This is a genomic window from Arthrobacter sp. SPG23, from assembly GCF_000876655.1.
Lineage (GTDB): Bacteria > Actinomycetota > Actinomycetes > Actinomycetales > Micrococcaceae > Arthrobacter.
In genome coordinates, this window is record NZ_JYCN01000028.1 from 1 (window position 1) to 26,522 (window position 26,522).

General features: G+C 65.4%; 27 protein-coding genes and 2 pseudogenes. 14 read left to right on the forward strand and 15 right to left on the reverse strand.

Going from position 1 to position 26,522, the window contains the following annotated elements; genetic code table 11:
* Positions 1–1,884: 1,884 nt before the first annotated feature.
* The 4 genes and pseudogenes from TV39_RS22655 to TV39_RS19225 form a co-directional block, all read left to right on the forward strand.
* Positions 1,885–3,120: pseudogene (locus tag TV39_RS22655) on the forward strand (peptidase S8/S53 subtilisin kexin sedolisin); the annotation flags it as partial.
* Positions 3,121–3,826: 706 nt separating this feature from the next.
* Positions 3,827–4,162: pseudogene (locus tag TV39_RS22870) on the forward strand (hypothetical protein); the annotation flags it as partial.
* Between the two features lie 138 nt (positions 4,163–4,300).
* On the forward strand, positions 4,301–6,634 hold the full coding sequence (locus TV39_RS21870) for a S8 family serine peptidase (protein ID WP_235347451.1): 2,334 nt from the start codon (positions 4,301–4,303) through the stop codon (positions 6,632–6,634).
* Positions 6,635–6,740: 106 nt separating this feature from the next.
* Positions 6,741–7,310, forward strand: coding sequence for a DUF6919 domain-containing protein (locus TV39_RS19225; RefSeq protein WP_043484828.1), 570 nt, complete (start codon positions 6,741–6,743; stop codon positions 7,308–7,310).
* A gap of 93 nt (positions 7,311–7,403) precedes the next feature.
* Here the strand turns inward: TV39_RS19225 and TV39_RS19230 are convergent, their stop codons facing one another.
* Complete coding sequence (locus TV39_RS19230) at positions 7,404–7,946, reverse strand: hypothetical protein (protein WP_052500635.1); 543 nt, start codon at positions 7,944–7,946, stop codon at positions 7,404–7,406.
* 384 nt (positions 7,947–8,330) lie between these two features.
* Here TV39_RS19230 and TV39_RS22755 point away from each other — a divergent pair, with 384 nt between their 5' ends.
* The gene (locus TV39_RS22755) at positions 8,331–8,465 is read left to right on the forward strand and encodes a hypothetical protein (protein WP_268747803.1); all 135 of its coding nucleotides are present in this window, start codon (positions 8,331–8,333) and stop codon (positions 8,463–8,465) included.
* A 103-nt stretch (positions 8,466–8,568) separates the two neighbouring features.
* Here TV39_RS22755 and TV39_RS22185 read toward each other — a convergent pair whose 3' ends face one another.
* Positions 8,569–9,015 carry a hypothetical protein gene (locus tag TV39_RS22185; protein WP_144406475.1) on the reverse strand — a complete coding sequence of 149 codons (447 nt, stop codon included), beginning with the start codon at positions 9,013–9,015 and terminating at the stop codon, positions 8,569–8,571.
* A gap of 321 nt (positions 9,016–9,336) precedes the next feature.
* On the reverse strand, positions 9,337–9,804 hold the full coding sequence (locus tag TV39_RS21480) for a helix-turn-helix transcriptional regulator (RefSeq protein WP_052500636.1): 468 nt from the start codon (positions 9,802–9,804) through the stop codon (positions 9,337–9,339).
* A 455-nt stretch (positions 9,805–10,259) separates the two neighbouring features.
* Here TV39_RS21480 and TV39_RS22300 point away from each other — a divergent pair, with 455 nt between their 5' ends.
* Both TV39_RS22300 and TV39_RS22305 read left to right on the forward strand, forming a co-directional pair.
* Complete coding sequence (locus tag TV39_RS22300; RefSeq protein WP_160292511.1) at positions 10,260–10,403, forward strand: hypothetical protein; 144 nt, start codon at positions 10,260–10,262, stop codon at positions 10,401–10,403.
* A gap of 201 nt (positions 10,404–10,604) precedes the next feature.
* Positions 10,605–10,742, forward strand: a complete 138-nt coding sequence (locus TV39_RS22305) for a hypothetical protein (protein WP_160292512.1) — start codon at positions 10,605–10,607, stop codon at positions 10,740–10,742.
* 146 nt (positions 10,743–10,888) lie between these two features.
* Here the strand turns inward: TV39_RS22305 and TV39_RS19245 are convergent, their stop codons facing one another.
* From TV39_RS19245 to TV39_RS19260, 4 genes are all read right to left on the reverse strand, one after another.
* Positions 10,889–11,095, reverse strand: coding sequence for a hypothetical protein (locus TV39_RS19245; protein ID WP_043484833.1), 207 nt, complete (start codon positions 11,093–11,095; stop codon positions 10,889–10,891).
* Positions 11,096–11,459: 364 nt separating this feature from the next.
* Complete coding sequence (locus tag TV39_RS19250; protein WP_043484835.1) at positions 11,460–12,818, reverse strand: hypothetical protein; 1,359 nt, start codon at positions 12,816–12,818, stop codon at positions 11,460–11,462.
* 164 nt (positions 12,819–12,982) lie between these two features.
* Positions 12,983–13,456, reverse strand: a complete 474-nt coding sequence (locus TV39_RS19255) for a hypothetical protein (RefSeq protein ID WP_043484837.1) — start codon at positions 13,454–13,456, stop codon at positions 12,983–12,985.
* A 177-nt stretch (positions 13,457–13,633) separates the two neighbouring features.
* Positions 13,634–14,107 (reverse strand): MarR family winged helix-turn-helix transcriptional regulator, encoded by a 474-nt coding sequence (locus TV39_RS19260; protein ID WP_082049903.1) that lies wholly within the window; start codon positions 14,105–14,107, stop codon positions 13,634–13,636.
* A 173-nt stretch (positions 14,108–14,280) separates the two neighbouring features.
* On the opposite strand from TV39_RS19260, the gene TV39_RS19265 reads away from it, so the two are divergent.
* On the forward strand, positions 14,281–14,511 hold the full coding sequence (locus tag TV39_RS19265; protein ID WP_043484840.1) for a zinc-ribbon domain-containing protein: 231 nt from the start codon (positions 14,281–14,283) through the stop codon (positions 14,509–14,511).
* Between the two features lie 129 nt (positions 14,512–14,640).
* Here TV39_RS19265 and TV39_RS19270 read toward each other — a convergent pair whose 3' ends face one another.
* Positions 14,641–14,898 (reverse strand): hypothetical protein, encoded by a 258-nt coding sequence (locus TV39_RS19270; RefSeq protein ID WP_043484842.1) that lies wholly within the window; start codon positions 14,896–14,898, stop codon positions 14,641–14,643.
* A gap of 255 nt (positions 14,899–15,153) precedes the next feature.
* Between TV39_RS19270 and TV39_RS19275 the strand changes: the two genes are divergently transcribed.
* Positions 15,154–15,846, forward strand: a complete 693-nt coding sequence (locus tag TV39_RS19275) for a TetR/AcrR family transcriptional regulator C-terminal domain-containing protein (RefSeq protein WP_043484844.1) — start codon at positions 15,154–15,156, stop codon at positions 15,844–15,846.
* 70 nt (positions 15,847–15,916) lie between these two features.
* Here TV39_RS19275 and TV39_RS19280 read toward each other — a convergent pair whose 3' ends face one another.
* The 3 genes from TV39_RS19280 to TV39_RS19290 all read right to left on the reverse strand — a co-directional run bounded on the left by TV39_RS19280 (position 15,917) and on the right by TV39_RS19290 (position 17,928).
* Positions 15,917–16,651: a GAF and ANTAR domain-containing protein gene (locus TV39_RS19280; protein ID WP_043484846.1), complete on the reverse strand. Its 735-nt coding sequence runs from the start codon at positions 16,649–16,651 to the stop codon at positions 15,917–15,919.
* Between the two features lie 108 nt (positions 16,652–16,759).
* Positions 16,760–17,323 (reverse strand): NAD(P)H-dependent oxidoreductase, encoded by a 564-nt coding sequence (locus tag TV39_RS19285; protein ID WP_043484847.1) that lies wholly within the window; start codon positions 17,321–17,323, stop codon positions 16,760–16,762.
* Positions 17,324–17,385: 62 nt separating this feature from the next.
* Positions 17,386–17,928, reverse strand: a complete 543-nt coding sequence (locus TV39_RS19290) for a YceI family protein (protein ID WP_082049916.1) — start codon at positions 17,926–17,928, stop codon at positions 17,386–17,388.
* Positions 17,929–18,301: 373 nt separating this feature from the next.
* Between TV39_RS19290 and TV39_RS19295 the strand changes: the two genes are divergently transcribed.
* The gene (locus TV39_RS19295; protein WP_043484849.1) at positions 18,302–19,663 is read left to right on the forward strand and encodes a MinD/ParA family ATP-binding protein; all 1,362 of its coding nucleotides are present in this window, start codon (positions 18,302–18,304) and stop codon (positions 19,661–19,663) included.
* Positions 19,664–19,703: 40 nt separating this feature from the next.
* Here TV39_RS19295 and TV39_RS19300 read toward each other — a convergent pair whose 3' ends face one another.
* Entirely contained in the window at positions 19,704–20,444 is a 741-nt protein-coding gene (locus tag TV39_RS19300; protein WP_043484851.1) for a GAF and ANTAR domain-containing protein, read from the reverse strand.
* A gap of 176 nt (positions 20,445–20,620) precedes the next feature.
* Here TV39_RS19300 and TV39_RS19305 point away from each other — a divergent pair, with 176 nt between their 5' ends.
* A complete protein-coding gene (locus TV39_RS19305; RefSeq protein ID WP_043484853.1) occupies positions 20,621–21,838 on the forward strand; it encodes an MFS transporter in 1,218 nt (405 codons plus the stop codon).
* A 48-nt stretch (positions 21,839–21,886) separates the two neighbouring features.
* On the opposite strand, the gene TV39_RS19310 is transcribed toward TV39_RS19305, so the two are convergent.
* On the reverse strand, positions 21,887–22,885 hold the full coding sequence (locus tag TV39_RS19310) for a zinc-binding metallopeptidase family protein (RefSeq protein WP_043484855.1): 999 nt from the start codon (positions 22,883–22,885) through the stop codon (positions 21,887–21,889).
* A 171-nt stretch (positions 22,886–23,056) separates the two neighbouring features.
* Here TV39_RS19310 and TV39_RS22760 point away from each other — a divergent pair, with 171 nt between their 5' ends.
* Positions 23,057–23,182 carry a hypothetical protein gene (locus TV39_RS22760; protein ID WP_268747804.1) on the forward strand — a complete coding sequence of 42 codons (126 nt, stop codon included), beginning with the start codon at positions 23,057–23,059 and terminating at the stop codon, positions 23,180–23,182.
* 9 nt (positions 23,183–23,191) lie between these two features.
* The gene (locus TV39_RS19315; protein ID WP_043484856.1) at positions 23,192–23,923 is read left to right on the forward strand and encodes a hypothetical protein; all 732 of its coding nucleotides are present in this window, start codon (positions 23,192–23,194) and stop codon (positions 23,921–23,923) included.
* A gap of 78 nt (positions 23,924–24,001) precedes the next feature.
* Here the strand turns inward: TV39_RS19315 and TV39_RS19320 are convergent, their stop codons facing one another.
* A complete protein-coding gene (locus TV39_RS19320; protein ID WP_043484857.1) occupies positions 24,002–25,090 on the reverse strand; it encodes a flavin-containing monooxygenase in 1,089 nt (362 codons plus the stop codon).
* An 84-nt stretch (positions 25,091–25,174) separates the two neighbouring features.
* Between TV39_RS19320 and TV39_RS19325 the strand changes: the two genes are divergently transcribed.
* Positions 25,175–25,813, forward strand: a complete 639-nt coding sequence (locus TV39_RS19325; protein ID WP_043484860.1) for a TetR/AcrR family transcriptional regulator — start codon at positions 25,175–25,177, stop codon at positions 25,811–25,813.
* A 34-nt stretch (positions 25,814–25,847) separates the two neighbouring features.
* Here TV39_RS19325 and TV39_RS19330 read toward each other — a convergent pair whose 3' ends face one another.
* Positions 25,848–26,459 carry a carboxymuconolactone decarboxylase family protein gene (locus tag TV39_RS19330; RefSeq protein WP_043484863.1) on the reverse strand — a complete coding sequence of 204 codons (612 nt, stop codon included), beginning with the start codon at positions 26,457–26,459 and terminating at the stop codon, positions 25,848–25,850.
* Positions 26,460–26,522 lie beyond the last annotated feature (63 nt).

Consider the following 26,522-nt stretch of genomic DNA (forward strand, 5'->3'; position numbering starts at 1 on the left):
GCATCGTTTGTGGCGGTCTACTTCGCGGACTCGCTCGGCAACAGCCACCAAGCCACCTTCAGTGGGGAGGCAGCTTACTCGGGGACGGCTGTAGCTGTTGTAGACGGTTCTCGATATGCCGCAGGCGCGCTGACTGTTCAGTCCGTTTATGTCCAGGCGGACAATCGCGTGATTGATTATCGTCCCAGCGGCTCGTTGTATAAGTACCCCTCGGGTCTGCAGGATCCGAAGACGACCACGTTCGACTTCAGCCAGCTAAACATCAACGTTGAAACGCCCGTGGATTTGTCTGTGCCGTCGTCGTTGTTGAGCATCGAGCGTACGTCGCCTGACGTTGCGCGTCCGGGTGACACGGTGACGATTGATTGGACCGTTGAAGACGTTCCGGCATCGTTTGTGGCGGTCTACTTCGCGGACTCGCTCGGCAACAGCCACCAAGCCACCTTCAGTGGGGAGGCAGCTTACTCGGGGACGGCTGTAGCTGTTGTAGACGGTTCTCGATATGCCGCAGGCGCGCTGACTGTTCAGTCCGTTTATGTCCAGGCGGACAATCGCGTGATTGATTATCGTCCCAGCGGCTCGTTGTATAAGTACCCCTCGGGTCTGCAGGATCCGAAGACGACCACGTTCGACTTCAGCCAGCTAAACGTCAACATTGGCGGCGTTGTACATCCCGCGGCCGTGGTCTTCACAGATGTGGACGACATAGCAGAGGATACATATACAGTTCCTGCCATCGAGGGTGTCGAGTATCTGGTCGATGAGACGGTCGTCGAAGCTGGAACATATCCGGGTTTGGGCTTGGTGACAGTTTCCGCAAGAGCGGAGGCAGGCTACGAATTGGCGCCAGATTCCACATCAGTATGGTCGCACTCGTTTAGGAATCTTATCGAGGACGGGGAGGGCGACGTTGAAGTCGCGGCAGCTCCCGTCACATTTATTGACCTAGACGGTATAGCGGACGACATCCTTATCATTCCTGAGGTCACCGGCATCGACTATCTGATTGCGGGGAACCTGGCTATGTCTGGTCCCCGTATGGGCCGTGGTTTAGTTACGGTCACTGCGAGAGCGCAAACAGGCTATACGTTGGCCGCTGGATCGCAGTTCGAGTGGTCCCACGATTTCACGGAAACTGCAGGCTCTCCAGGCGATGTGGCTGGGCCGGTGTTGGTGAGTTCGTCGGTGTCGCCGACGTCGTTCAATTTGGATGATGGGCCGGCGACGGTGAAGGTGTCGGTGCGGCTGACGGATCAGACAGGGGTGGAGGCTCCGTATGTGCTGTTGGGGCACGATGCGTCGGGTCAGACTCAGGGGTTTGGTGCGTTGGCGCTGGTCTCTGGTGACGCAAGGGATGGTGTCTGGGAGCGGACGATGACGATTCCTCAGGGTGCCGCCACGGGGGAATGGGAAGTGACCCTGTATCCCTTGGATGACACTTTGGGTAACACGTCCACCGGGTTCAAGACGATCGGAACAGTTGATGTGGCTGGCGCTCCGGCTGATGTGGTGGGGCCTGTGCTGGTGAGTTCGTCGGTGTCGCCTACGTCGTGGAATTTGGATGATGGGCCGGCGACGGTGAAGGTGTCGGTGCGGCTGACGGATCAGGCAGGGGTGGAGGCTCCGTATGTGCTGTTGGGGCACGGTGCGTCGGGTCAGACTCAGGGGTTTGGTGCGTTGGCGCTGGTCTCTGGTGACGCAAGGGATGGTGTCTGGGAGCGGACGATGACGATTCCTCAGGGTGCGGCGACGGGCCAGTGGAACGCCAATCTGTATCCCTTGGATGACACGCTTGGTAATAGGTCCACCGGGTTCCAGACAATAGGCGTTGTCAATTTGGATAGGTTCAAAGGGGTGACGCCTGCGGTCGTCGTGTTTACGGATATGGACGGCACCGCGGAGGACAGCTACACAGTTCCTGTGTCCGAGGGCGTTGAGTACCTGATCGGCGACAAGGTCGTAGAGGCCGGACTGCATCCGGGTTCGGGGACCGTCACGGTGAAGGCGCGGGCTAAGGCGGATTACGTTCTGGCCGAGGGCGCTGCAGTCGAGTGGAGCACGACGTTCAAGGCGACCCCGTATGAGGTGACGCCTGCAGCGGTGGTCTTCACGGATAAGGACGGCACTGCCGAGGACACCTACACGGTCCCTGCGACGGAAGGCGTCGAATATCTGGTCAACGACCAGGTTCTTGAGGCTGGAACGCACCCGGGTGCGGGAACCGTCACGGTGAAGGCGCGGGCCACGGCTGATTACGTTCTCGCCGAGGGCGCGGCCGCAGAATGGGCATTCACGTTCAAGGCGACCCCGTACAAGGTGACGCCTGCAGCCGTGGTCTTCACGGATAAGGACGGCATTGCCGAGGACACCTACACGGTTCCTGCCACTGAGGGCGTTGAATACCTTCTGGGTGACACCGTCGTCGAGGCTGGAACGCACCCGGGTGCGGGTACGGTCACTGTGAAGGCGCGGGCCACGGCTGATTACGTTCTCGCCGAGGGCGCGGCCGCAGAATGGGCATTCACGTTCAAGGCGACCCCACACAAGGTGACGCCGGCAGCCGTCGTCTTCACGGACAACGACGGCACCGCCGAGGACACCTACACCATTCCGGCGACAGAAGGCGTTGAGTACCTGGTGGACGGCAAGGTTGTGGAGGCGGGGGACTACCCCGGTTCCGGCACGGTCACGGTGACGGCGCGGGCAAAGACGGATTACGTCCTTGCCGAGGGCGCTACCGCCGAGTGGACGGTTACGTTCCAAGGGGGGCTTTCGGCGTCGACGCCTTCGATCAGCGGCAGCCGCACCGTCGGTTCCACGCTGACCGCCGTACCCGGTAGTTGGACGCCGGCACCGGACTCGCTGAGCTACCAGTGGTACCGCTCCGGAGCCGCGATTGCCGGTGCAACCTCGGCAGCCTACAAGCTGGCGATCGCCGACGTGGGGGCTGCCCTCACCGTGCGGGTGACCGGCGTCAAAGCCGGGTACGGAACGGTGACCGCGGACTCGGCACCCGTAGCCGTTGAACCGGCACCGCCGTTCCGCGACATCAACGGGGGGTCGGCGTTCGCCAAGGAAATTTCCTGGCTGGCAACAGCAGGCGTGACGCAGGGATGGACCGAGCCGGACGGTTCCCGGACCTTCCGCTCTGCACAGCCGGTGAACCGGGACCAGATGGCGGCCTTCCTGTACCGGCTGGCCGGCAGCCCGGACTTTGTGCCGCCGGCCCAGTCGCCCTTTGCGGATGTGCCCACCACCCACAATTTCTACAAGGAGATCTCCTGGCTTTGGACGGCCAAGATCAGCGAGGGCTGGAAGGAAGCTGACGGCAGTTGGACTTTCCGGCCGGCGGCGACGGTCAACCGCGACCAGATGGCTGCCTTTATCTACCGGCACTTCATCTACCGGCACCCGGGCTCGCCCGACTATGTGCCGGAAGCCACTGCCCCGTTTGCGGATATCCCCACCAACCACAACTTCTACAAACAGATTTCCTGGTTGGCCAAGCAAGGCATCACCAATGGCTGGACCGAAACCGACGGGTCCAAGACCTTCCGTGCCGGCTCTTCGATCTTGAGGGACCAGATGCTGCGTTCATGTACCGCTACGCCAACCTGCCGTGACCCGAACGGCATGAAAACCCGGCGGCGGCAGACCAGATCTGCCGCCGCCGGGCCAGTTCTTAGCCCTCGTGGCAGCCCGGAAAATACGTTCGTGACAATAAATCAAACGTTGTTACACTCGTGCTTGACGCGGATTTCGCGGTCTCTGTTTTCCCGCGGTCCGGCTCCTGGGGGGGTCGACGCCTGGCCCCTAGGATTTCGCGATGTTGCACGCTCTGCGCACCCGTCTGTCTTCCCGTCTCCTGATACCCGGTGTAGTGGCACTGCTGTGCGGCTCGTCGCTTCCGCTTCCGGCCGTGGCCGACGATGCGCCCGTGCTTCCCGCAGCGCCGGCGCCGCCTCATGCGGCTGCCGGCAGCGATGCCGCCACGGACCAGTTCATTGTGAAGTTCAAGGAGTCAGCCGCGCCCGGGTCCGCCCTGCGCAAGGAATCCGTCAGCACTGTTGCCCGGGACGTCGGCGTTCCCGTCTCCGACATACGCGCGACGGCGGCGGGAGCCCGCGTCCTGCGCCCGGACCGCACCCTCGATGCCGCAGAAACCGGCAAGGCGCTGGCCGCGCTGAAGGCGGACCCCGCCGTCGAATACGCCGAACCGGACAGCAGGATGTACCCGGCCGCCGCCCCGAACGATCCCCTCTACTCGCAGCAGTGGGCGCTGGGGGACGCCTCGGGCGGGATGAGGTTGCCGGGTGCCTGGACGGCCACCAAGGGAGCCGGCGTGGTGGTGGCCGTGGTGGACACCGGGATCACCAGCCATCCGGACCTGAATGCCAACATCCTCCCCGGATACGACATGATGTCCGATCCCGCCTACTCCCGCGACTCCAACGGCCGGGACGCCAATCCCCGCGATGAAGGCGACTGGACCGCAGCCGGCATGTGCGGTGACGGCATCCCGGCCAGCCCGTCCTCCTGGCACGGCACCCAGGTGGCCGGCATCATCGCCGCCATCACGAACAACGGCGTGGGCCTCGCCGGGGTCGCCCCCGAGGCCAAGATTCTCCCGGTCCGTGCCCTGGGCCCCTGCGGCGGCTACCTCTCCGACATCACGGACGGCATCATTTGGGCCGCCGGCGGAAGCGTGGCCGGGCTGCCCTCCAACCCCACCCCGGCCCGCGTGATCAATCTCAGCCTGGGCGCCGCCCAGCCCTGCTCGGCCACGTTGCAGTACGCGGTGGACTTCGCCTACGGCACGGGCGCGGCAGTGGTGGCCGCCGCCGGGAACGAGAACATGCCGGCTTCCTCGTCAAGCCCCGCCAACTGCCAGAACGTGATCTCCGTGGCCGCCGTCGCCCGCACGGGCTACCTTGCGCCCTACTCCAACTACGGATCCACCGTTGACGTCGCGGCACCGGGCGGCGACATGACCCAGACGTCGCAGGACGGAATCGCGGTGGCATTCAACTTTGGCACCACGACGCCCGTGGTCTCCGAAGCTTACGCAGCCTCGGAAGGAACCTCCATGGCGGCCCCGCACGCCTCCGGGCTTGCCGCGCTGCTCATGTCCCGGCTGGGGGACCTGGCCACCCCGGCCAACGTGGAAACGCGGATGAAAGCCACCGCCAAAAACTATTCCTGGGCCTGCGTCAGCCCCAAAACGTGCGGCAGCGGGGCGCTGGACGCCACGGCGGCACTGAACTTCCAGCCGGACCGGACCATCACCGGGACCACCCCCGCCATCAGCGGCCAGGCCGTCGTCGGGAACTACCTGTCCGCCGTTGTCCAGAACTGGACGCCCGGCGACATCACCTTCTCCTATCAGTGGAAGCGGAACGGTACCGCCATCCCGGGGGCGCAGGCCGTGGGTTACCAGCTGCAGCCCGCGGACGTTGGCGCCACCCTGGCCGTCACGGTGACAGGGAGCCGGTTCTTCGGGGCCAGCGTCTCCATGACCTCCGCGCCCACGGCCACGGTGGCGCCCGCCCCCGTGACGGCCCCTTATGACCCCGTCATCAGCGGGCAGGCCATTGTGGGCGGAATCCTGACCGCGAACCCCGGCGTATGGCAGCCGGCGCCGGTGGCGCTGTCCTACCAGTGGCTTCGTGCCGGCGCGCCCGTCACCGGTGCCACAGCCAGCACCTACACCGTGACCGCGGACGACAAAGGAAAGACCCTCGCGGTACGAGTCACGGGTACCAAAGACGCCTACCTGTCCGCGCAGCGGACCAGCGCTTCCACAGCCACCGTGGCCACAGGTGCGGTTCCGGCCCCGGTGCAGTTCACGGACAAGATCGGCGCCCCCAACGACACCTACACGGTGCCCTCGGCCACCGGCGTGGAGTACCTGGTGGCCGGGAAAGTGGTTCCCGCCGCAACCTACGCCGGTAGCGGCACCGTCACCGTGACCTCCCGCGCCACCGCCGGCTACGCCCTGGTGGCCGGCCAGGCCTCCAGCTGGACCTTCACCTTCAGCCCCGTGGTGTTCAACGACATCACGTCCGCGTCAGCGTTCCACACCGAGATCGACTGGCTGGGGCTCAAGGGCATCACGGAAGGCTGGACGCTGTCCGACGGCACTCGCGTCTTCCGCCCGGCAGAGCAGGTGAACCGGGACCAGATGGCCGCCTTCCTCTACCGGCTTGCAGGCAGCCCGACGGACTTTGTGCCGCCGGCGCAGTCGCCCTTCGCGGACGTGCCCACCACGCACCACTTCTACAAGCAGATCTCCTGGCTGGCCAAGCAGGGCATCAGCAAGGGCTGGGAGGAGGCCGACCACACGTGGACGTTCCGGCCGGCGTCCACCGTGAATCGGGACCAGATGGCAGCCTTCCTCTACCGCCACTACCTCCACCTGCACCCGGGTTCCCCCGACTTCGTGCCGGACGCAACGTCCCCCTTTGCGGACATCCCCGTCACCCACACCTTCTACAAGGAGATCTCCTGGCTGGCCAAGCAGGGCATCAGCAACGGCTGGAAGGAAACGGACGGATCCACCACGTTCCGGCCGGCGGCGTCCATTCTCCGGGACCAGATGGCCGCGTTCATGTACCGCTACAAAGTGCAGCCCTGACGGCGGCTCGCTCCCCGCCAACGTGTTACGGAAGTGACCAAGCGTGACCACTGTGAGCAGTGATACATTCTGCTAGTGACCATTGGGGAACTAAAGGAGACAGTGCATGTTTGAAGGTGTCCCCGACGAGGACGCGTGGCGCAACTGCACCACGCTCGAAGGTGCTTGTGAACTGACCGCACGCTGGCTCGAGGGTTCCCTCAGCTACGTGCCCGGTTACACCGCGCCGCAGTACGCCGGAGAGAACGGCCCCCTGAGCGAGGCCCTGGCCGCGATCAACCGGCTTGGCTTCCTGACGGACGACTCGCAGCCCGGGGCGGAGCTGTCCGGCGGCCACGGGCAGCGCGCCTTTGTGACCGGCCGCTGCACCGAGCAGTCGGCAGCCATCATTTCCGCGGTGCTGGTGGAAACGGACCTGGTGGTGCTGATTTTCCCTCCGGGCGAATCGGGCACCGGGCAGATCTGCGTGACCCTGGACGGCGCCAGGGAGTTCACCTGGCTGGGCAGCTCCGGCGGACCCTCCTACGCCCATGAGACCTACACCGACTGGACCAACGAGACACTCGCCAAGTCCCTGGCCGAGTGCTGGGAACTGCAGATCTTCGACCCCGTCTGGGGCCGGAACAGCAAGCTGGTTCCCCTGCTGCAAAAGGCACTGATCACCGCGAAGGGCTGACGCCCCGCCAACGGTGTGAAGGGCGGCGGCCCGGCGGGCGAACCGCAGTGCCGCCATCCTTCACGCGTAACCCTTACCTACGAAGGCCGGCCGCTATTTCGGGCAGCTGTGGGCAGGGTTGTACGCGGCGAACATGCCGTCCGGATTGTCCTTCCACACCCACGCGTGCAGCGCGAACGTGCCCGGGAACGGGCCGTTATCGAAGTCCACACCGGCGAGTTCCGGCCGCTCCGCTGCCGTGGACAGGTACTCCACCGCCACCAGCTTCATCCGGCCGCGCTCGTTGGGCATGTACACGAGGATCTCCGGCTTGCGGGCCTGCGTCTTGTCATCGATCAACGACTCCTTGGCGTAATGGAAGCCCATGGCCCCCACGCCGTCCTTCTCGATGCATTCGGTGATCTTCTTGTAGCCGTCCTTCTTTGCGTTATCCAGCCAGCGGTAATCGTCCGTGACATCCCGCAGCGTTTTCACCAGCCTGCGCTGCTCGGAGTTCTTCTTCCAGTCATCACTCTTGTCCGAGCCGCCGCCGTGCCCTGAGCCCTCGTGCGCGACGGCGGTACCGGGGGCCATCCCAACGGCCAGGACGGCCGCGGCCACCATGGACATCAGCCCTGTTTTGGTGCGATTCCTCATTTTTTGTTCCAACCCTCTGAGACCCGAGATTTCCTTGTTCGGTAAGGGACGCGAAGCGCGGGGTGCGAGATGCCCGCCTTCGCCAGGATGCCGGCGGGCCCGATGGGCAGGCCGGTGAATGAGCCGCCCGGGTGGAAATTATCCATCAATTGGGGCGGCGTTAAAAGTATGCTCCTCCCGCTGAAACCGGCGCTAGGTGCAGCGCAAATGTTTAAATTCCAGCAGTAATCACACTTAATGAATCCGTAAAGGGTCCGCTAACACCAAACGGCGGAACTGGCGTAAAACAAGTACCGAATTCGACCATAAACGAGTGGTCAGAGGCGAAAGAGACGAGTACAGACCACTCTGTCTGGAGGAGTTGCCGGCCCGTAGCGTAAGTGCATGATTAGAGCCGTCAAGGAAGCGATCCGCCGCTTTGTGGCGAGGAACATCGTCGCTGATGATCCGTACCCCGTCCGATCCTGGCTGGACCAGCAGAACATGCCCCCGGAAACCGCCGGCCTAGCACCCGAATGACACTAGCGGATGACCGTTAGTGTCATTCGGAACCTCTTGAAGGTAGCCGGCCGAACAGCGTAGCCGACCTGACGGCACAGCTGCTTGCAACGGATCGTTTCATTCAAACGGGCACGCACTCGAATCCGTTGTTGTCGAACTGCACCTGGCCGTTCGCGAAATGATACGCGTACGAGTAGGTACAGGTTTGGCCCGGCTGAGTATCAGTCTGCGAGGCGCGGTAGTGGTTCTCCTGGAGCTCTCCTTTCTTGAACAAATACTGATTGTGAGCGGTGCCTTCGGAAGAATAGTAAATTTCTCCGTTCACGGAGATGGTGTACTCGAACTTGCCATTGTTCTGATACATCGTGTTTCCGCTCGGGGTGGTGACAACGGTGTATTCACCGTGCGAAATGCTGCATACGGTGTACGGGCCAAAGACTTCACAAAAATTCTGCTGGTAGGTTTGGGCGCCGGTACTGCTCGCAGCTGTTGCTGGTGCTGCCCCTAGCGCCAGGACGGTACACGCCGCAAACGTTGCGCTCAGGACTTTTGACACACTTCCGGTCATGATTTGCCTCCTGTAAATATCATGCATTTTGTTGGAACGTACGTTCGGCTACCCGATCAATGTGCGACCACAAGGGCAGTCGCCGCTATGGGCAGAACGCCCTGACAGGGAGAGACCCTAAGGACCCCCTGATGAACTACTGTCTGAGTGGCGATTCCTGAAGAATCCAGATGGTGCGCCACATCAATTACGCTATTGCGTCACCTGCGGACCGAGCTATACGCGCAACCGCGTATAGCTCGGGTAGGCGGGGGAGGTTCGTGTGGTAGTCCGAGTGCTGTGGCCACTTTGAACCGGTCCTAAGACCTACAACTGGCAACGTCAGTCGAGAAGTCCAATTTCCGTGGCGCGCTGGACAGCCAGCAACCTGTCGGAGACGTTGAGTTTGCGGTAAATGTGCTCGAGATGTTTGCGCACTGTCAGGGGCGAGATATGGAGGCGATGCCCTAGTGACTCCGCAGTGAGGCCTTGGCTAAGAAGAGCTAATATTTGTAGCTCTCGGCTGGTCAGAAACGAGTTCACCTCCTGTCGGACGGCGGGAATCAACGCTTCAGTGAAAGATCCGTGCTGGCGGAACAGCACCTGAAGAATCGGTTGTACGAGCGCGGCAAGAGCCAGTTCGCCATCGTCAAACTCTCGATCTGGTCGGGAGATCACAAATGCTTGGTGTATGCCCCCCGCGATCGACACCGGTATCGACAGTTGGTAGTTGATCCCCAACGGTCGGGCAATCTCGGCCCACTCAGCTTGGATGCCTGCGTCAGCTATCGCCGGTGGAACGCGTCCCATGGTTTGGGGCGCAGTTTCTCCTGTAAGTGCATACCAACGGAGTAAAGGTTGCCATGAGGAATCCGCTGCCCTATCTCCCGGAGGCTTCCTAGGAAGATAATTTCCCGGCCAGCAGCCTAAAAGTTGGTCGACGCCGTTCACACCTACGCGACTCCAGCTCGAGCACGCTGCGTTCAGGGAGGAGTTCAGCTGACCTGCGATTTCTTCCCGAGGAAATGGCGCATGCTCGGGCCGTCGGAGAAGGTCTCCAGCGACCTCCAGCCAAGCTGCGTATTGCTTTGCGTGGACCGGCACACGCGCAATTTATCGGCATTGATAGGAAGGTGTAAAGCACTGATTGCTTCCTCAGGCCGCTTCAGCCGCGCGTCGAAATCCAAAAGCTGGTCACTCTAGCCTGGCGTCATAATCCGCTTGACTTGGTTTCCCGGAAAGATTGTGCCGGTACTATCGCCGGCATGGGGAATTATGTGAAGGGACTGACCGCGCGGGATTCACGACGTGAACTCCGGAGGGGGCGCCTCCGCGTGCTGGGCAACGTGGGGTTGGCGGCGCTGGCTGTGGCCACGGCCGCGGTGGTGCTGATGGCGCTGCAGCGCTGAGTGCGGAAACCCAGGGCGTAAATCCGGCACGTTGTTGACAGTATTTGTGCCGCGCTTTACTGCGTTGGACAAATGTGCCGCGGCCCACGTAGGGTGAGCAGCGATCCGACATGGGGGATCCCACCGTTCGTTGCCGGCCGCCAGAGTCTTAAGTCCTGAACGCCAGCCTCGAGTGCAACGACGCATCCTGGAGGTAATTCCGTGGACCTGACCGATTATGCCTTTGCGCTGTGCGCACTAATGGGAACCCTGTTCATTCCGTTCTCCGCTTTATACCTGCTGCTCCGCCTCAAGCGCGGCGCCGCAGTGAAGCCCGTTCCCGTAAAGGTCCGCCGGTAATGCCCTACGTAGACATCAACCCGCACCGCTCCGGCCCCAAATGGCGCGGCTACCTGCTGCTCGGCGTCCTCCTGGTGCTCACCGCGGGCGTGGTGGCAGCGGCGCTGTTCCGGGTCTGACCCGAAGGGCGCCGCTGCCCGCAGCGCCTATTCGGCCAGCTTGGCGATGGCCTGTGCCCAGAGGAAGTATTTGTTGGTACCCAGGTCCTTGATCGTTTTGATGCCCAGGGCATCCTGAAGCTTCTGGGCATCGTCGTCCGAGACGCCCTGCAGCGCGCCGACGGGCGCCTTGGCCAACTCCTCGATGCTCTTGTCCTCGTACGCCTTGTCGAACTTGCTGCTGAGTCCTGCCATGATGAAGCTCCTTTGCATCTGTGGCCGGCCCGAAAACCGGTGAGGCGGGTCGCCTGCGTACATCCCAGCACGCGGCCGGTCCCGGCGCAAGCAGTGTAAAGGGCCCGCCGTCGGGCAGGGGCAGGGTGCTCAGCTCCTGCACCACCCAATGGCGGGCCCTTGGTATCGCCCGTCCGGAACCGGGACCACCTGGGCCAGTTAGCAGCCCTTGTCCGGCCGGTTGCGATGACTCCACTGTAGGAACCGGTGGCCGGGTGAGGCACGAGTACCATCTACCCGTCTTCCCCTCAGGTACCACTCGTATCAGCAGCCCCATACGCATCCTGCGCGAACACCCGCTTCACCAGCTGTGGCCGGGCCCGGGTCAGCCGTAGCTGAAGGTGTTGCTCGTGGCCGACTGCAGCGGGGCGCTGGTGGCGACGACGGTGCAGCCGGACCCGTTGCCATAGAAGGTGAGATTCGGGAATGAGGCCACACCGCCCGCAGCGGTCTCGGTGAGAGTGCCCTTCAGGACGCACTGGGACGACACCGTGACCGCGGCCGTGCTCGCAGTCAGGTTGCCGAAGGTGTCCACAACGCTGACCGTGACGGCCGGGCTGATCACCGCGTTCTTGACCGGGGCGATGGGCGTGGGCCCGAACAGGAGCTTGAACGCCGCTGCGGCGGAGATGGTGACCGGCTGTGCAGCCGCCGCCATGCCCACGGCGCTGACCGAAACGGTGGGGGTTCCGGCTTTGGTATCGCCATAGAAGAACGACGCCGACGCGGCCCCTGCCGGAATGGTCACCTTCGTGACGGTTGCGCCGACGGCGGTTGCGGCGAACACCTTGGTGCCGCTGGAGTTCGAGGCCAGGGCGACGTCGGTGCTGCCGGCCGTCACGGGATTCCCGTAGGCGTCCTGACGCTGCACGGTGAACGGCCCCACTGTTGCGGTTGCGGACGCCGTGCCCGAGGCCGGCCCCGAGACCACCAGCTGGGTGGCGGCTGCTGCCGTAACGGTGAACGTTGAGCTCACGGCGCCGGACACCCCGGGGCTGGACGCAACGAGTGTGTAGCCGGTGCCGGCCTTGTTGATGGACAGGCCGCTGAACGTTGCCTCGCCCAGGCTGTTGGTGGTGGCCGTCAGCGTGCCGGAGAGCGTGCCGCCGCCCGGGTTGGCGCCGATGGCGACCGTCACCTGAACCCCTGGCGTCGGCAGCTTGGTCCCCGACGCGGTGCGCAGCTCTACCGTGACGGACGGCAGCGCCGATCCGGCCACGGCGGTGGTGGCCGGCTGGACAGCGAAGTTGAAGAAGGTGGCGCTGCTGACAGTCACCGTTGCGCTGGGCAGGCTGCTTGCGGTCCAGGAGCGGTACACCGCCGTGACGACATACTGATGCGTGCCCGCAGGAACGGACGCGTCCGTGCAGCTGGCGCCGGTGATGAGGGTGGCCGGGCTGCTGCCGCAGGCAGGCATTGCCGTGGTGCCGGCGATGCGGGTGACGTAGTAGCCGGTCGGGGCGGGAATGCCGGTTGACCCGGTCCAGGACACCGCCACAGTCGAGTTACTGCTCGACGGGACTGTCACATTGGCGGGCGGTGCCAGGGTGGCGACTGCCGCCGTCGTACTTCCCGTTCCGGTGGCCGGCCAAAAAGCGGAAGCCGCCGTGGCGCCAAAGAGGGTTGCCACCACCAGCACAGCGCCGGTGGCGACGCCGCGGCCGAACAGGCGCCGAAACAGCACCAGCCCCCGCCGAAAGCCACGGGGGCTTCCGGGGGAGCTGGTGTTGCGCCTGCCGGACATACGCACCTTCTCGAGATTGGCTCAGGGGGTGGCGGGGGGTGCCACGTTCACCATTGGGGAATGAACGTTGCGGTGTTGAGAAGGATGGTTATGCCGTGGGCTCTTCAGCTGGCGGCGAAGTGCAGGGGTACAGTGGCGCCCTTGCAGCCGTCCTGGTTGACGCCGGGACGGTCGACCATCTGTAGGGTGACCGTGCCGGTGATGAAGCCGTTAGCAGGGATTTCAGTGGCGGTGAAGGACGGGCTGCCCACGGCGAAGTCGTCCTTGGAGCAGCCGGTGACGCTGGTCCAGGCGGCGCCGTTGGTGCCTGCGACGGCGGCGGTGATGTTGGTGAGTTTCTGGACGCCGGTGCCGGGGTTGGTGACGGTAAAGGTGAACGTCTGGGTGGGGCCGTTGGGGGAGAGTGCGCCGCCGGCGACGGTGCTGGTGATGGTGAAGTTGGTGGGCGTGCCGGCCGTGGTGGTGGTGTCGCCGACGCCGGCGGCAGTCCAGTAGGCGAAGGCTGCGCCGCCGCCGATGGCCACCAGGGCGGCGGTGGTGATGATGATGCGCTTTTTGCGTCCAGCTACTTTGCTCATTGCAGTGCCCCTTGACCTTGTGCGGTGTATCCGCAGACCCTCGGGGCCAGTCCGGCTCCGATGACTTGAGTCTTAGGGGGCACACTCAAGTGGCGGCCAAGGAAAGCTCAAGATTCACTCAGCTTTATTTCTGTCACTTCTGTAACAGCTTTAACAGCTTTAACAGGGTTGCGGGTCCTACGGCCGGGCCTGGGCCTGGGCCTGTTGGGAGTCTGTTAGCTGCGTCTCCGAGAGGTGCGCGATGTGCTGTTCGAGGTGCCGGCGCAGGTCCACTTCGACGTCGCGCTCGGGGCGGGGGAGCCCGCGGACCAGCTCTTCGGCCGTCCGGAGCACGGACCGCCCCCGGGGCGTCAGCCGGACGCTCCGGCTCCTGCCGTCACCTGGTCCGCGTTCCTTGGTGAGGAGGCCCAGGTCCTTCAGCCGGTCCAGGATCTTACCTAGGCTCTGGGCGGTGATTCCGAGCTCGTCGGCCAGGCAGTTCTGGGTGGCGGGGCCCAGCTCCTCCACGCAGTCCAGGGCATCGAAGGACGACTTCGTGAGTCCCAGGCCGACGAGCCGCCGGTTGATCCGCCGCTCGTCCAGCCGCGCCGCCGTCGACAATAGGCGGTGGGTGGACCATCCTGCCGGTCTGTTCTGCTGGGCCAAAGCCATGTGCGAATTGCCTGCCTTCCGGGAGACCGCGGCTGGGGGCACGGTGTTGGGTCTGCTGGTTAAACCTCACCTAATACTAAGCATGATTACTATTAGATCGTAAGCACCCTGATCAATCGGGTGTTTCGCCACCCCGGCGCCATCGAAGCGGCGGGGAACCCGGAAAGGCACAGATGCTTCTATTGTTCGGCCTCAAGACCGTCCTGCGGGCGCTGCCCGGCAGGCATTCGGCGTGCCGCTACTGCGGCCAGTATGTGGAGCAGCACCTCGAGGAACGGGCCTCCAAGTTCACGGTGTTCTTCGTTCCGATCTTCACCATGTCCCGCACGTACCGCATCACCTGCTCCAACTGCGGCCAGCGATCGTCGCTTTCGAAGAGCGGGATGAAGGCGCTGCCCCGGTAGGCGGCGCCGGCACGGCGGAGCGGAGGCCGTGCGCGTCCGGGCGCGAAAAAGGCCGGTTCCCGGGTCAGCCCCCAAGGCTGACCGCGAACCGGCCTCTCGTCGTCGTGCTTCTGCCGGGCCTTTGGTCTGCTAGACCAGGGCCGGGCGGGTTGCCAGGATGTAGTCCGCGGCGGCGGCACCCGTCATGCGCAGGCGGCTGTCCGCAGACCTGATCCTGCGCGTCTTCATCTCCGACCAGAATTCCCCGGCTGTGGCCGGGATGAACTGGTTGAGCATGCACCAGCTGGTGTACAGCCCGTAGAGCTGGTCTTTCCTGAGGGATGCGTCGCCGTCCTGGTCCGGAGTAGTGGCTTCGCTGAGAAATCGGTCAATTTTTGAAACGCCCATGATTGGCTCTTTTCCATACTGTGCGTCAAGTGCCGCCATTCGGCTACAGCAGCTGCACCTCAAATCCCTGCACAAGGCCTGAGGCGTTCCACGCCCTGGATTAGCAGCAGTGACGAGCCGCATCCAAAGGGCTAGAAAAATAGTCTCCGTGGAATGCATCTACACCGTAGACTCTAGGCGTAGACTACGGGTTAAGCAAGAGTGGGCAGCCACATGCCCCCACCCACTGGCCACACCGACGTAAGGACCCCCGCCATGTCAGCCCCGCAGGACACAGACTCCAGAAAACGGCTGAACCGTGAGGTGGTCCTTCAAACAGCCCTCGAACTGGTGGACTCCGAGGGGCTCGAAGCCCTGAGCATGCGCCGCCTGGGCCAGGCCCTGGACCGGGACCCCATGGGCCTCTACCGCTACGCGGCCAACCGCGCCGACCTGCTGGACGGGATCACCGAACTGGTCCTCAACGAGCTGGCCATCTTCCCGACAGACCCCGACTGGCAGGCCCAGCTCCGCCGGATCGCGCACGACCTCCGGCTCCTGGCCCTCCGGCACCCCAATGTTGTGCCCCTGCTGGTGACGCGTCCGCTGTCCACGCCGCTGGGCCTCCGGCCGCTGGGGACGCTGCGCCCGCTGGAGCAGATTCTGGGGCTGCTCATCGAGGCGGGCTTTGAGCCGAACAACGCCCTGCATGTGTACCGCGCGTACTACGGCTTCCTGTACGGCCACATCCTCAATGAACTCCAGGAATTCATTGTGGACGCCGAAGAAAATGTTGCCCTGCTGAGGCTCGGCCTCCACCGGCTCCCCGCCCGGGACTTCCCCCACCTGCGCGAGCTCGCGCCCGTGCTGGCGGACTACGACGGCGCGGCGGAGCTGGATGAGGGCATCAGCATCCTGCTCTCCGGGCTCGCCGAAAGACTGACCGGCAGGGGAGTGGCCGCCGGCTGAGCCTTGTCAGCCGCGGTGCGCTCGCATCCTAGACGGGCGGCAACCCAGCCAACCGGCGTCGTGCGTTAAGTTACGCGTCGAAGTGGGTCCGGACGTCGCCGCCGGCCAGGTTGGCCAGCATTTCCTCGGCCACCGTGCGCAGCTTCTGGTTGCGGTTGCTGGACACTTTGGTGAGGATGGCCATCGCCTCCGCCTGGGTGCACCGGTTCTGGCCCATGATCACACCGCACGCCAGATCGATGGACGTGCGGCTCTCCATGGCAGCCGTCAGATCGTCCGCCAGCGACTGCGCCGTGCCCAGCTTCACCGATAGCCGCACGGCGCCGCCGGCCAGATCAGCAAACTCCACGGCCTCCCGGATGACGGCAGCGGTAAAGACACCCGGTCCGAACGCGAAGAAGTTCAGTGCGGCGGCCGCGTCCTCGCCGAGTTCCAGCGGCACACCCAGGGTTGCCCGGCAGCCTTCGTCCGCCAGCGCCTTGCGGTATTCCGGCCAGCGCGGATCATTGTCCACGTCGGCCAGCAGCACCGGTTCCTTGATTCTGAGCGCCTCGATACACGGGCCGTCCCCGATGCGCTGCTCGATCTCGTCCAGGAGGACCGCCTTCGGGCTGCTTCCGGCCACGGTAAAGGTCCGGCGCCGCCGCTTCAGCGTGACGCCGCATTCGATCTTCACGGAGGTGTCACGGCTCAGCGCCCCGGCCGCCATGACCGACAGGCGCTCCAGGAACTCGGCGACATTCTGGGTGCCGACAATAAGGTCCTGAAGTTCCAGGACGCGCTCGTGCTCGGGAGAGTTGGCCATGCCTCAATGTAAAGCGCAGGCCCCGCCGGGGCAACTGTGAACAAGAACGCCCCCGGCAGCGTTTCTGCTGCCGGGGGCGTTCCGGGGTGAAACGGGTAGTGGCCGGAATCAGGCCGCTGCGACCGTCCGCGCATCTGCGATGGCGGTGAAGACGCCCTTGATCTGCTCCACAACTTCGGCGTCGTCCTTGGGGTGGACTTCTGCGAAGCGGGCCATGGAGCCGGGAACGGCCAGCTTGGCGTCCTCGAGCACCTGGGCGCCGGCGATGCCGACGGCCTTGCGGGCTTCGTCCTGCGCCCAGACGCCGCCAAACTGGCCGAACGCGGTTCCGACGACGGCGGTGGGCTTGCCGGCAAGGGCGCCTGCACCGTACGGGCGGGACAGCCAGTCGATGGCGTTCTTCAGCGGCGCCGGCATGGTCCCGTTGTACTCCGGGGTCACCAGGAGGAGGGTATCGGCGTCGTTGGCGGCGGCGCGCAGGGCTGCGGCGGCGGCCGGAACCTGGCCCTCGACGTCGATGTCCTCGTTGTAGAACGGGATGTTGGCCAAGGTCTCGTGGATAACCACGTCAACCTGCTCCGGCGCGTTCAGCTGGATCGCTTCGGCCAGCTGCTGGTTGGTGGAGCCGGCGCGCAGGCTGCCGACCAGGGTGAGAACGGTGCTCTTGGACATGTGTACTCCTATGAGTGGCGCCGCGGTTATTCCGGCGGCTGGTGTGTGTGGGGGTTTGTGGATTAGCTGGCGGGGAGCACGAAGGCCGAGTCGATGGTGATGGTGACCTTGTCGCCCACCAGCACGCCGCCGGCTTCGAGGGCGGCGTTCCAGGTGATGCCGAAGGCCTTGCGGGAAATCTGGGCGGTGGCGGAGAAGCCGGCGCGGGTGGCACCGAAGGGGTCCACGGCCATGCCGCCGAATTCGACGTCGAAGGTCACCGGCAGGGTGGTGTCCTTGATGGTCAGGTCGCCGCTGAGGCGGAAGTCTTCCGGCTTGCCCTGCACCTCGGTGGCCTTGAAGGTCATGTGCGGGTACTGCTCGACGTCGAAGAAGTCCGGGCCCTTCACGTGCGCATCGCGGTTGTCGTCGTTCGAATCGAAGGAAGCCATCTGCACTGTTGCCCGGACCGAGGAAGCCTCCACCGTCTCGCCGACCACCAGGGTGGCGTCGGCCTCGGTGAACTGGCCGCGGACCTTGCTGATGCCTGCGTGGCGGACCGAGAAACCTATTTCGGTGTGGGCCGGGTCGAGGGTCCAGGTGCCGGGGGTGAGTTGGATCGTCATGGTGTGTGTCTCCTGGTTCAGCGGGGTGGGATGTTCATGCATTTGCATATAACTATGCCTGAGTTTGGTTGAAGTGTCAACCTTTGACGGGATGAATCAGCGGGTGATGGTGCTCACTGCCTGGCGACGTGCCGGGCGAGCCAGTCCCGGGCGGCCTCGAGGAAGCCGGCAAGGTCCGCGGAGCGGGCAATGACGTCGGGGGGTGGCGGATCTCACGGGACTGCTCCGCCCCGCCCGGGCCGTTTTCCCTGAAAAAACGGCTGTTCTGAACCAGCGGTCAACGGGCCGTGGCAACGCAGCGCCTAGAATTGCTGTTTGACCGAAGCCCTAAAGAGCCGTTGCACGCTTTGCCGAATGTCCTGGGGGGACGAACATGCCCGAATCGGCCGATAAGAACGCACGCGCCACTGCACACAATGCAGGGCAGCCCCAGCCGCGCCGCCGCCGCGACCTCCGTCGCCCGGCAGGTGCGTCTCCGGACGCCCGGACAGGAACCATGCCCGCCGCTGCCACCCCGAACAACAGCCGCACCGCACCCACCCGGCGGAGTTCCTGGGCCGAAGCGGCAGCCGTCGCCGACGCACAGGCAGAAGCGGAAGCAACTCCCGAGGCTCTCGAGGCGGTTCCGGCCCCGGTGCCGGCTTCCGTTCCTGCCTCGGTTCCTGCCCAGCCCGCTGCCCAGCCCACCGGCCAGCCGGCGGCGCAGCCGGCCACCTCCCGGAGGGGCGCCGTTCCGGCGGAACCCAGCGCGCCGCCGTCGAACGTTTCCCGCCAGGCCGCCAAACTGGCAGCCGCGGAGGCTCCCGCCTCCGACTTCATCACCTCGCCCGGTTCCTTCGTCCGCGAACAGAAACCGCGCCCCCGCGGCGGCTTCCGCGGCGCCCTCTACGCCCTGACCGGCGGAGCCATTAACCTGGGCCCCGGCCCCCGGCAGCGCGAAGAGGACGAACTGGGCCGGCGCATCTCCCGCCAGCTGCAGGGCAGCTACAACACCGCGGTGCTCAGCCTCAAGGGCGGCATCGGCAAGACCTCCACCACCGTGGGTGTGGGCCTGACCCTCGCCGAATTCCGCGGCGACGCCCCCTGCGCCATCGACGCCAACCCGGACTCGGGCGACCTCGTGGAGCGCGCACTGGGCGAAGGCATCTACCAGCAGTCCAGCCCGCGCACCATCACGGACCTGCTCAGGAACATCGAATCCGTTGATTCCCTCACCGCACTGGCCCGCTACATGCACCACGCCGGGCGGCTGCACCTGATCGCGGGGGAGCAGGACCCGGAAGTGTCCGACTCGCTCACGGCCGAGGAATACCTCCGCATCCGCAAGCTCATTTCCGGCTACTACTCCGTGGCCCTGACCGACTGCGGCACCGGCGTCACCCACAACGCCATGAGCGGGATCCTGCAGTCCGCGGACAACCTAGTGATTGCCGCCGGGTACGCGGTGAGCGGCGCCAAGCGCGCACGCAGCACCCTGCAGTGGCTCGCCAGCCACGGCTACGAGGACCTGGCCCGCAACGCGATCGTGGTGATCACCGACAAGGACGAGGTGTCCTCCCGCGTGGACAAGGACGCCATCGAGGAACACCTCTCCGGCATGTGCCGGCAGCTGATCGCCGTTCCCCACGACCGCGGAGTGGCCGACGGCGACCTGGTCACCCTGGACGTGCTCAAGCCCGAGACGAGGCGCGCCTACAAGGAGATCGCGGCCGCGATCGTGGACGGGTACGTTTAGGCGCTTTCCTTTTGGGGCGCTTCTTGGCGGCGGGCTCCGGTCACCCCCGGCGCGTGAGGATCTCCCCGCTGCTGGCGAGGTGTTCGGCCACGTCCCGCAGCTTGATGTTCGAGTCGGAGCTCGCCTTGGTCAGGACCAGGAAGGCCTGTTGCGGCGTGATCTTGAACCTCTCCATCAGGATCCCCTTGGCCTGTCCGATCAGGTCCCGGGTGTCCAGCGCCTGCGTCAGCTGCGCGATCTCCTTAGCGTCGGAGAACGCGACGGCGGCGTGGGCAGCCACCAGGAGCGCGATCTGTTCCGATTCGTCGTCGAAGACGTTCACATCCTGGCCGTAAAGGTTCAAGGCGCCCAGTTTGTCCCCCTCAACGAAGAGCTGGATGGAGAGCATGCTGCGTGCGCCAAGGTCGCAGGCCGCCTGCGCGAAGCCGGGCCACCGTTCGTCCTTGCCCAGGTCGGGAACCCGCACCACGCGCTGGTCATACGCCGCGTCGAGGCAGGGACCCTGGCCCATCTCACTTTGCAGCGCGTCTATTTTGACCGGAAGTTCACCCGAGGCAGCCCGGGAATCGATGGTGCGGCGGCCGGTCACCAGGCTGATGGATGCCTCCGCGACGTGCGGGATCAGTTCCAGGGCGGCGTGGACAATGATCGTCAGGATTGCGTCGGTGTCCTGTTCATGCTGCAGCTCCCGGGCAAGATCGCTGAGCCGGTCAGCCAGCCCGCCGCGGACGGCGGGCGGCTGTTCAACAGGTACGCGCGTGCTGGCGGACTTCGATGGCATGAGGTGGTCCTTAACCGGGGATTGCGAAAAGGTATGAGGCGATATCTGATCCTAGTCCCGGAAGAGGACGATGAGGGAGGTCACGGTCGCCCCGCTCTGTGCGGCTAATGCCCGGCCCGCGCCTTGTGCCGAGCCCGGGGAGTTGTGAGCGCTCATTCGGTCATAGGATGAAAGGGATGACCTCCGCACAAGCCACCAAACCCTTCAGCCTCCGCAGCATTGCCGTGCCCGCGTTCGGACCGGCGCTGCTGTTCTGCATCGGTGAGGGGGCGGTGCTGCCGGTGGTGGCGCTGTCCGCCCGCGACCTCGGCGCGTCTGTGGCCGTGGCCGCGCTGATCGTCACGCTGATCGGCCTGGGCTCGTGGTTCTTCAACCTGCCCGCCTCCCTGATCACCCTCAAATTCGGCGAACGCTGGTCCATCGTCGGCGCTGCCGCGGCCGGTGCCCTGGCGCTGACGGCGGCAGGGCTGTCCTCGGTGATTCCCGACGGACTGTGGCTGCTCGCCGCGGCGATGGTCGTCGTCGGGATGGCCGCCAGCGTTTTCAGCCTGGCCCGGCAGAAATACCTGACCGAGGCGGTGCCGGTGGCCTTCCGCGCCCGCGCCCTGTCCACGCTGGGCGGCGTGAGCAGGATCGGCATCTTCATCGGCCCGTTCGTGGGCGCCGGCGTGATGCAGTTTGCCGGAATCAGCGGCGCATACTGGGTGGGCGTGGCGGCCATGGCCGCGGCCGCCATCCTGTCCGTCACCATCCCGGACCTGCCTGCTGTTGGGGGCCCCGGCGAAGGCCACCGCGGGCCCGAGCCCACCATGCGCGGCATCGCCGTGTCCCACGCCGGCGTGTTCCTCACCGTGGGCGCCGGGATCCTGCTGCTCAGCGCGCTGCGTGCCTCCCGCCAGGTGGTCATCCCGCTGTGGGCGGACAACCTGGGCATGGACGCCACCCACGCCTCGCTGATCTACGGCCTCTCCGGGGCGATCGACATGCTGGTGTTCTACCCGGCCGGCAAGCTGATGGACCGCAAGGGCAGGCAATGGGTGGCCATCCCCTCCACCGTGATCATGGGAACCGCCCTGATGCTCATTCCGCTGACAGGCAGCTTCGTGGGCCTGCTGCTGGCGGCACTGCTGATCGGGTTCGGCAACGGCATCAGCTCCGGCCTGATCATGACCCTGGGCGCCGACTTCTCCCCGGACCGCGGCCGCGGCCAGTTCCTGGGGCTCTGGCGCTTCATCGCCGACGCCGGCGCCACCGGCGGCCCGGTCCTCCTCTCCGGCGTCACCGCCGCAGTCTCCCTGGGGGCCGGCGTGTGGGCCACCGGCGTGCTGGGGTTCGCCGCCGCCGTCGTCTTCGCCATCACGATTCCGCGGCTCAAACACCGCCGGAACTACTAGCCGCGCGGTATTGGCCGGCTATATCAGCGGGCGGGCGCGCGGGCGGTATTAGCGGGCGGCCGCCGCCTCAGTGCGCAGGCGGTGTACGAACTCGAGCTTGTCGATCACGGGCGCGGAGAGCACGAACGGGTACAGATCGGCTTTCCCCATGCTGCGGTTGACCTGGTTCAGGGCGATCGAGAGCGGCAGCCATTCCGCTTCCACCACCGCCCGGAAAGAGGAATCCCGGGGAGTGGTTGAAATGAGTCCGAACTCCCGGGCGGAGTCCAAGGTGTCGCAGATGTGCAGGTAGTGGGCGAACGACTCTGCGAAGTCTTCGTAGGGGTGCATGGTGGCGTACTTTGAAATGTACTGTTCGTTCCAGTCCGCCGGAGCGCCTTCGCTGTAGTGGCGGTCGATTTCCGCTTGGTAGTCCTTGGTATCGTCGCCAAACAGTCCCCTGGCCTCGCGCGTCCGGCCGTCGTGGCTGAAGACGAGCGTGGTCTCGAAATAGTGCCCCACTTCATGCCGGAAATGACCGAGCATGGTCCGGTACGGTTCGTCGAGCTGGGTACGCATTCTTTCGCGATAGGCGTCGTCGCTCTCGGCCAGGTTGATGGTGACCACTCCGTCGGCGTGGCCGATCACCACGTTGTCCTTGACACTCGACAACAAATCGAACGCCAGGCCGCCGTCGGGGTCCTCGGCGCGGGTGACGATGGGCAAGCCCAGGGCATCGAGTTCGGCAATGAGGTGGCGCTTGGCTTGCTCGGCCGCCACGAACTGCGAAAGGCCTTTGGCGTCGCTGTCGTTGGGCCGGGTACGCGTGAGGTCGCAACTGAAGCATTGGCGGCCGCTCTCCGGGGCGAGCCAGGTGCAGCCGGACAGCAGCAAATTCGCGCAGCGGTGCCAGACGGCTCCCGATTCATCTGTGTGCCGGCCCTGGCCGTCCACTGCCACCACGGCGCGCGAATCCCGCAGATATGCCAGATTGGTTCCGCAGTGCAGGCAGACCGAATTTTCAAAGTACACGGCCGAACCGCAGTTACCGCAGGATTGTTTTTTCACCTCACGATCCTACCCGCGGCAACCGTGCCTAACCCCCGGCCACTGGACGCCCCGGAGTGGCCACGCATCCACGGTTCCAGGCACTAGCGGCGGCCTACGGTTCCGGGCACTAGCGGCGGCCTACGGTTCCGGGCACTAGCGGCGCGGGCGGATGAGGGCCAGACTGCCGGTATGAAAATTGTTGACTTTTTGGCGCCGTTCACGGGCACCTGGCAGGGCCACAACCGGATGCGGATCATGCCCGCGGACCAGTACCAGGAATCAGTGTCCACCGCGGCGGCGGCCGGCGAGGCATAGGAGCGCGCCATGGAATCCATCAGATCACTCATCGCCGCTGCGGAACGCGAATCACGGCTCCCCGAAGGAGCGGACGAGCGGTTCACCGGCTACGGCATCATGGGCCAGCCGTTCAGCTCCGGCTACCTCCTCGCGCTGCGGCGGTTTCCCACCACCTCGGTGGGGCCCGGCTACACCGCCGTGTGGATGCGGCGCCCACCGGGCTCCTGGATCATGTACACGGACGTGCCCGCGGACGTGTCCTGCCCCCGCTACTTCGGCAGCGCCCTGGAGTCCACATCGGTCCACCGGATCGACGTCGCATGGCTCGATGACCGCCGCTTCACGGTGGACATAGCGGACGACGTCGGCCTCCACTGGGAGGTCAGCCTCGCCGCCACACCGGTCACCCGGGCGATGTCCGCGCTCGCCTCCGCACTGCCGGCGAAACTGTGGGGTAGCCCGGCCTTCTTGCGGGTCATGGGAGCCGTGGCCGGGCCCGCGCTGCAGGCCGGCAGGATCGGGCTCGTTGGCCGGGTACCCAACGGCCAGGGTTTCCGTGCCAACCCCAAGCGGATGTGGTTCATCTCCGGCAGCACCGCCACGCTGCGCGGCGAGGACCTGGGCAGCCCGCGGGCGCTACCGGTGCAGACCCGGCTGGGCGACTTCTGGATTCCCCAGCGCGGGATCTTCATGATGGGCTCGTCCAGGTTTGACACGTTCGACCCCGCAGCGCACCACGCCCTCCCGGGGCCTAACTAACCAGCGGCAGGTTGTGAGGCTCGCTCACTACTGCCGCGTTTCTCTGGGACGCTCTCTCACTACCGGTTGGGGCGGCCGCTACTTCGCTGGCGTGGGGACGCCGCTTTTGGTGCGCTCCAGGATGCCGTCCACGACGTATGCCGCGTCCCGGCCAACCCCGCCGACCAGCCCCGACGTGAGCGAGTACTGGAACGGCATGCCCACGAAATACAGTCCGGGCAGCTCCGGCACCACGCCCCGGCGGGTTATCGGCCAACCCCAGTCCGTCACGGGCAGTCCCTCGATCCAGTCGAGTGACGGCTTGTGGCCGGTCGCCCAGATGACGGTGCGTACGCTCCGGGAGGTCCCGTCGTCGAACGCTGGCTGTCCGCCGGCAGCGGCACTGAACCGCGGCAGCCGGACCACGCCGGCCCTGTCCAGGTCCTTGACGGAGATCCGGAACAGCGGCGCCCCGTGCCGGTGGAAGTTGGCAGACACCTTCCGCCCCAGCGGGTTGTCCGTTGTCAGGACGAAATGGATGAACCGCCAGTAGAGGGGGTCGGCCCAGCGCAGCACGGGATCGGGCACATGGGGCGTGGGGCGGCCGGAAAGGAAGGTGCGGTGGGTGGCGGCGAGCTCCAGCGCGATCTCCGCACCGGAGATCCCGGCGCCCACCACCAGCACGTCGCCGTCCGGGATGTCCGCGGGGCGCCGGTACTGCGAGCTGTGGAGCTGCAGGATCTCGGCGTCCAGGCCGGCGGCCGCAGCCGGAATGCGGGGGAGCGCGTTGGCGCCGACGGCGGCAATCACGTTGCGCGCCTGAAGGACGCCATCGCTGGTGGTGACGGCGAAGCCGGTCTCCGTGGCGCCCACGCTGGCCACCTGGACGCCGGTCCGGACCGGGAGGCTGAACTGCCGGGCGTAGGCCTCGAGATAGTCGGCAAACTCGTCCTTGGAGGGGCACGTGTTCCGCGCCGCCGGGAACGCAAGGCCGGGAAGGCCGACGCGCTGGGCCGGGGTGAAGAGGCGGAGGGAATCCCACCTGGCCCGCCAGACGTCCCCGATCCGCGGTGCCTGCTCCAGGATGACGAACCGCAGTCCCGTCCTGGAAAGGTGATAGCCGGCGGCAAGTCCCGCCTGGCCGGCGCCGAGCACCACCACATCAAACTGCTGAATGTCCTGGTCCATCACTGGCTCCTTATGACCGAACAACTGCCATGTTTTGATGTCATTAGAATAGCATTCCAGTGAGTGGAGGGATAGTCTAATTTCATGGCGGCACCATCAAAGACAACAGCACCCCGGGTCACGCGCAGGACGGCCCAGGCGGCGGACACCCGGCTCCACATCGTGGCCACCGCCCGCAGGCTCTTCGCTGCCAACGGCTACGTGCGCACCACCATCGAAGGGGTTGCTGCCGAGAGTGGCGTGGCGGTGCAGACCGTCTATAACTCCGTGGGAAACAAGGCGGCGCTGCTCTCGGCCGTGCTGGATGATGCGGCTTCCGGTCCCAACGCGCCGGCGCAGGTGCTGGAGTTCATGCGCGAACGGACCCGCCAAGCCCCGGATCTTGACGCGCTGCTGGCCATGCTGGCGGACTGGTTCGTCGAGGTGCACCAGCGGACCGGCACGGTGCTGGGCGTGATCGCCCAGGCAGCAGCCGTGGATGCCGACGTGGCGAAGCTGGAAAAGGCCCGCGCGCTGCAGCGGTTGACGCGTTATCACGAAGCGGCCGCGGCGGTCAGGGAGCGCGGCGGCCTGACCTCGGGCATGACCGACGAAGACGCTGCCGCTGCCATCTGGTCCCTGGGCCATCCGCAGGCCTACCGCACCCTGGTGAACGACGCCGGGTGGACCCCCGAAGCCTACCGGGAGTGGATCCTCAAGGCGCTCGCCGCCGCCCTGGCGTGAGACAGGCGACGGCGGCAGTGGTTCAGGCGCCGGTTCAGGCGCCGCGGTGGCGGGGTTTCGCTTCTGCTCCGTACTGTGCCAGGGGCGCCAGCAGTGCGCTGCGGAGCTGAGGGGAGAGCTTGGTGGGGACGTCCACTTCGGCAGCGATGGCCTGCAGGACGCGGCTCAGGTAGTTCCGTGCACCCGCCGCGAGCGTGATGTCCAGGATTTCACGGTCAGTGAAGCCGTGGTCCCGCAGGTCCAGGGTGTCCGCGTCCGTCATGGTCACGGCGTCGGTACTGAGCTTTTCGGCGTACTCCATCATGGCCACCTCCGCCGGTGACAGGCCCGCGTTGTGGTAATCCCGGGCAATCTGGATGAGCTCCTCCTCGTCAATCGCCCGCAGGGCTTTCACCCCGTGGGCAAGCCGGCAGTGGGCCGATCCGAGCGCCTGGGCGGCGGCCAAGGTGACCAGCTCGTAACGGCGCAGATCCATGTTCTGGGTGATGGCGCTGATGAGTGCTTCGAACGCCACGTAAGCCTCCGGGTTAACCGCCATGTCCTTGGTGAATCTGGCGACATAACCGCGGGACCGCAGTTCGTCGTCGTAAATTTTCGCCTTCAGGCCGAACGCCTGGCTTTCGGGAGTGCTGGCGAATATGGACATGGGGGATCCTTCTTCCGGCTGGGCCACCCGCGCTGCACGGCGACGGAGAGCCAGGACAGCGCC

What these genes read in the sequence shown, in the direction of transcription:
- TV39_RS19265 (WP_043484840.1), top strand. Translation starts at nt 14,281, where the DNA reads ATGCTTCTATTGTTCGGCCTCAAGACCGTCCTGCGGGCGCTGCCCGGC.
- TV39_RS21480 (WP_052500636.1), bottom strand. Translation starts at nt 9,804, where the DNA reads ATGGGACGCGTTCCACCGGCGATAGCTGACGCAGGCATCCAAGCTGAG.
- TV39_RS19260 (WP_082049903.1), bottom strand. Translation starts at nt 14,107, where the DNA reads ATGGCTTTGGCCCAGCAGAACAGACCGGCAGGATGGTCCACCCACCGC.
- TV39_RS19325 (WP_043484860.1), top strand. Translation starts at nt 25,175, where the DNA reads ATGGCGGCACCATCAAAGACAACAGCACCCCGGGTCACGCGCAGGACG.
- TV39_RS19280 (WP_043484846.1), bottom strand. Translation starts at nt 16,651, where the DNA reads ATGGCCAACTCTCCCGAGCACGAGCGCGTCCTGGAACTTCAGGACCTT.
- TV39_RS19270 (WP_043484842.1), bottom strand. Translation starts at nt 14,898, where the DNA reads ATGGGCGTTTCAAAAATTGACCGATTTCTCAGCGAAGCCACTACTCCG.
- TV39_RS19255 (WP_043484837.1), bottom strand. Translation starts at nt 13,456, where the DNA reads ATGAGCAAAGTAGCTGGACGCAAAAAGCGCATCATCATCACCACCGCC.
- TV39_RS19285 (WP_043484847.1), bottom strand. Translation starts at nt 17,323, where the DNA reads ATGTCCAAGAGCACCGTTCTCACCCTGGTCGGCAGCCTGCGCGCCGGC.
- TV39_RS22755 (WP_268747803.1), top strand. Translation starts at nt 8,331, where the DNA reads ATGATTAGAGCCGTCAAGGAAGCGATCCGCCGCTTTGTGGCGAGGAAC.
- TV39_RS19245 (WP_043484833.1), bottom strand. Translation starts at nt 11,095, where the DNA reads ATGGCAGGACTCAGCAGCAAGTTCGACAAGGCGTACGAGGACAAGAGC.
- TV39_RS19295 (WP_043484849.1), top strand. Translation starts at nt 18,302, where the DNA reads ATGCCCGAATCGGCCGATAAGAACGCACGCGCCACTGCACACAATGCA.
- TV39_RS22185 (WP_144406475.1), bottom strand. Translation starts at nt 9,015, where the DNA reads ATGACCGGAAGTGTGTCAAAAGTCCTGAGCGCAACGTTTGCGGCGTGT.
- TV39_RS19275 (WP_043484844.1), top strand. Translation starts at nt 15,154, where the DNA reads ATGTCAGCCCCGCAGGACACAGACTCCAGAAAACGGCTGAACCGTGAG.
- TV39_RS19225 (WP_043484828.1), top strand. Translation starts at nt 6,741, where the DNA reads ATGTTTGAAGGTGTCCCCGACGAGGACGCGTGGCGCAACTGCACCACG.
- TV39_RS19300 (WP_043484851.1), bottom strand. Translation starts at nt 20,444, where the DNA reads ATGCCATCGAAGTCCGCCAGCACGCGCGTACCTGTTGAACAGCCGCCC.
- TV39_RS19305 (WP_043484853.1), top strand. Translation starts at nt 20,621, where the DNA reads ATGACCTCCGCACAAGCCACCAAACCCTTCAGCCTCCGCAGCATTGCC.
- TV39_RS22760 (WP_268747804.1), top strand. Translation starts at nt 23,057, where the DNA reads ATGAAAATTGTTGACTTTTTGGCGCCGTTCACGGGCACCTGGCAGGGC.
- TV39_RS19320 (WP_043484857.1), bottom strand. Translation starts at nt 25,090, where the DNA reads ATGGACCAGGACATTCAGCAGTTTGATGTGGTGGTGCTCGGCGCCGGC.
- TV39_RS21870 (WP_235347451.1), top strand. Translation starts at nt 4,301, where the DNA reads ATGAGGTTGCCGGGTGCCTGGACGGCCACCAAGGGAGCCGGCGTGGTG.
- TV39_RS19290 (WP_082049916.1), bottom strand. Translation starts at nt 17,928, where the DNA reads ATGACGATCCAACTCACCCCCGGCACCTGGACCCTCGACCCGGCCCAC.
- TV39_RS19330 (WP_043484863.1), bottom strand. Translation starts at nt 26,459, where the DNA reads ATGTCCATATTCGCCAGCACTCCCGAAAGCCAGGCGTTCGGCCTGAAG.
- TV39_RS19230 (WP_052500635.1), bottom strand. Translation starts at nt 7,946, where the DNA reads ATGAGGAATCGCACCAAAACAGGGCTGATGTCCATGGTGGCCGCGGCC.
- TV39_RS22300 (WP_160292511.1), top strand. Translation starts at nt 10,260, where the DNA reads ATGGGGAATTATGTGAAGGGACTGACCGCGCGGGATTCACGACGTGAA.
- TV39_RS19315 (WP_043484856.1), top strand. Translation starts at nt 23,192, where the DNA reads ATGGAATCCATCAGATCACTCATCGCCGCTGCGGAACGCGAATCACGG.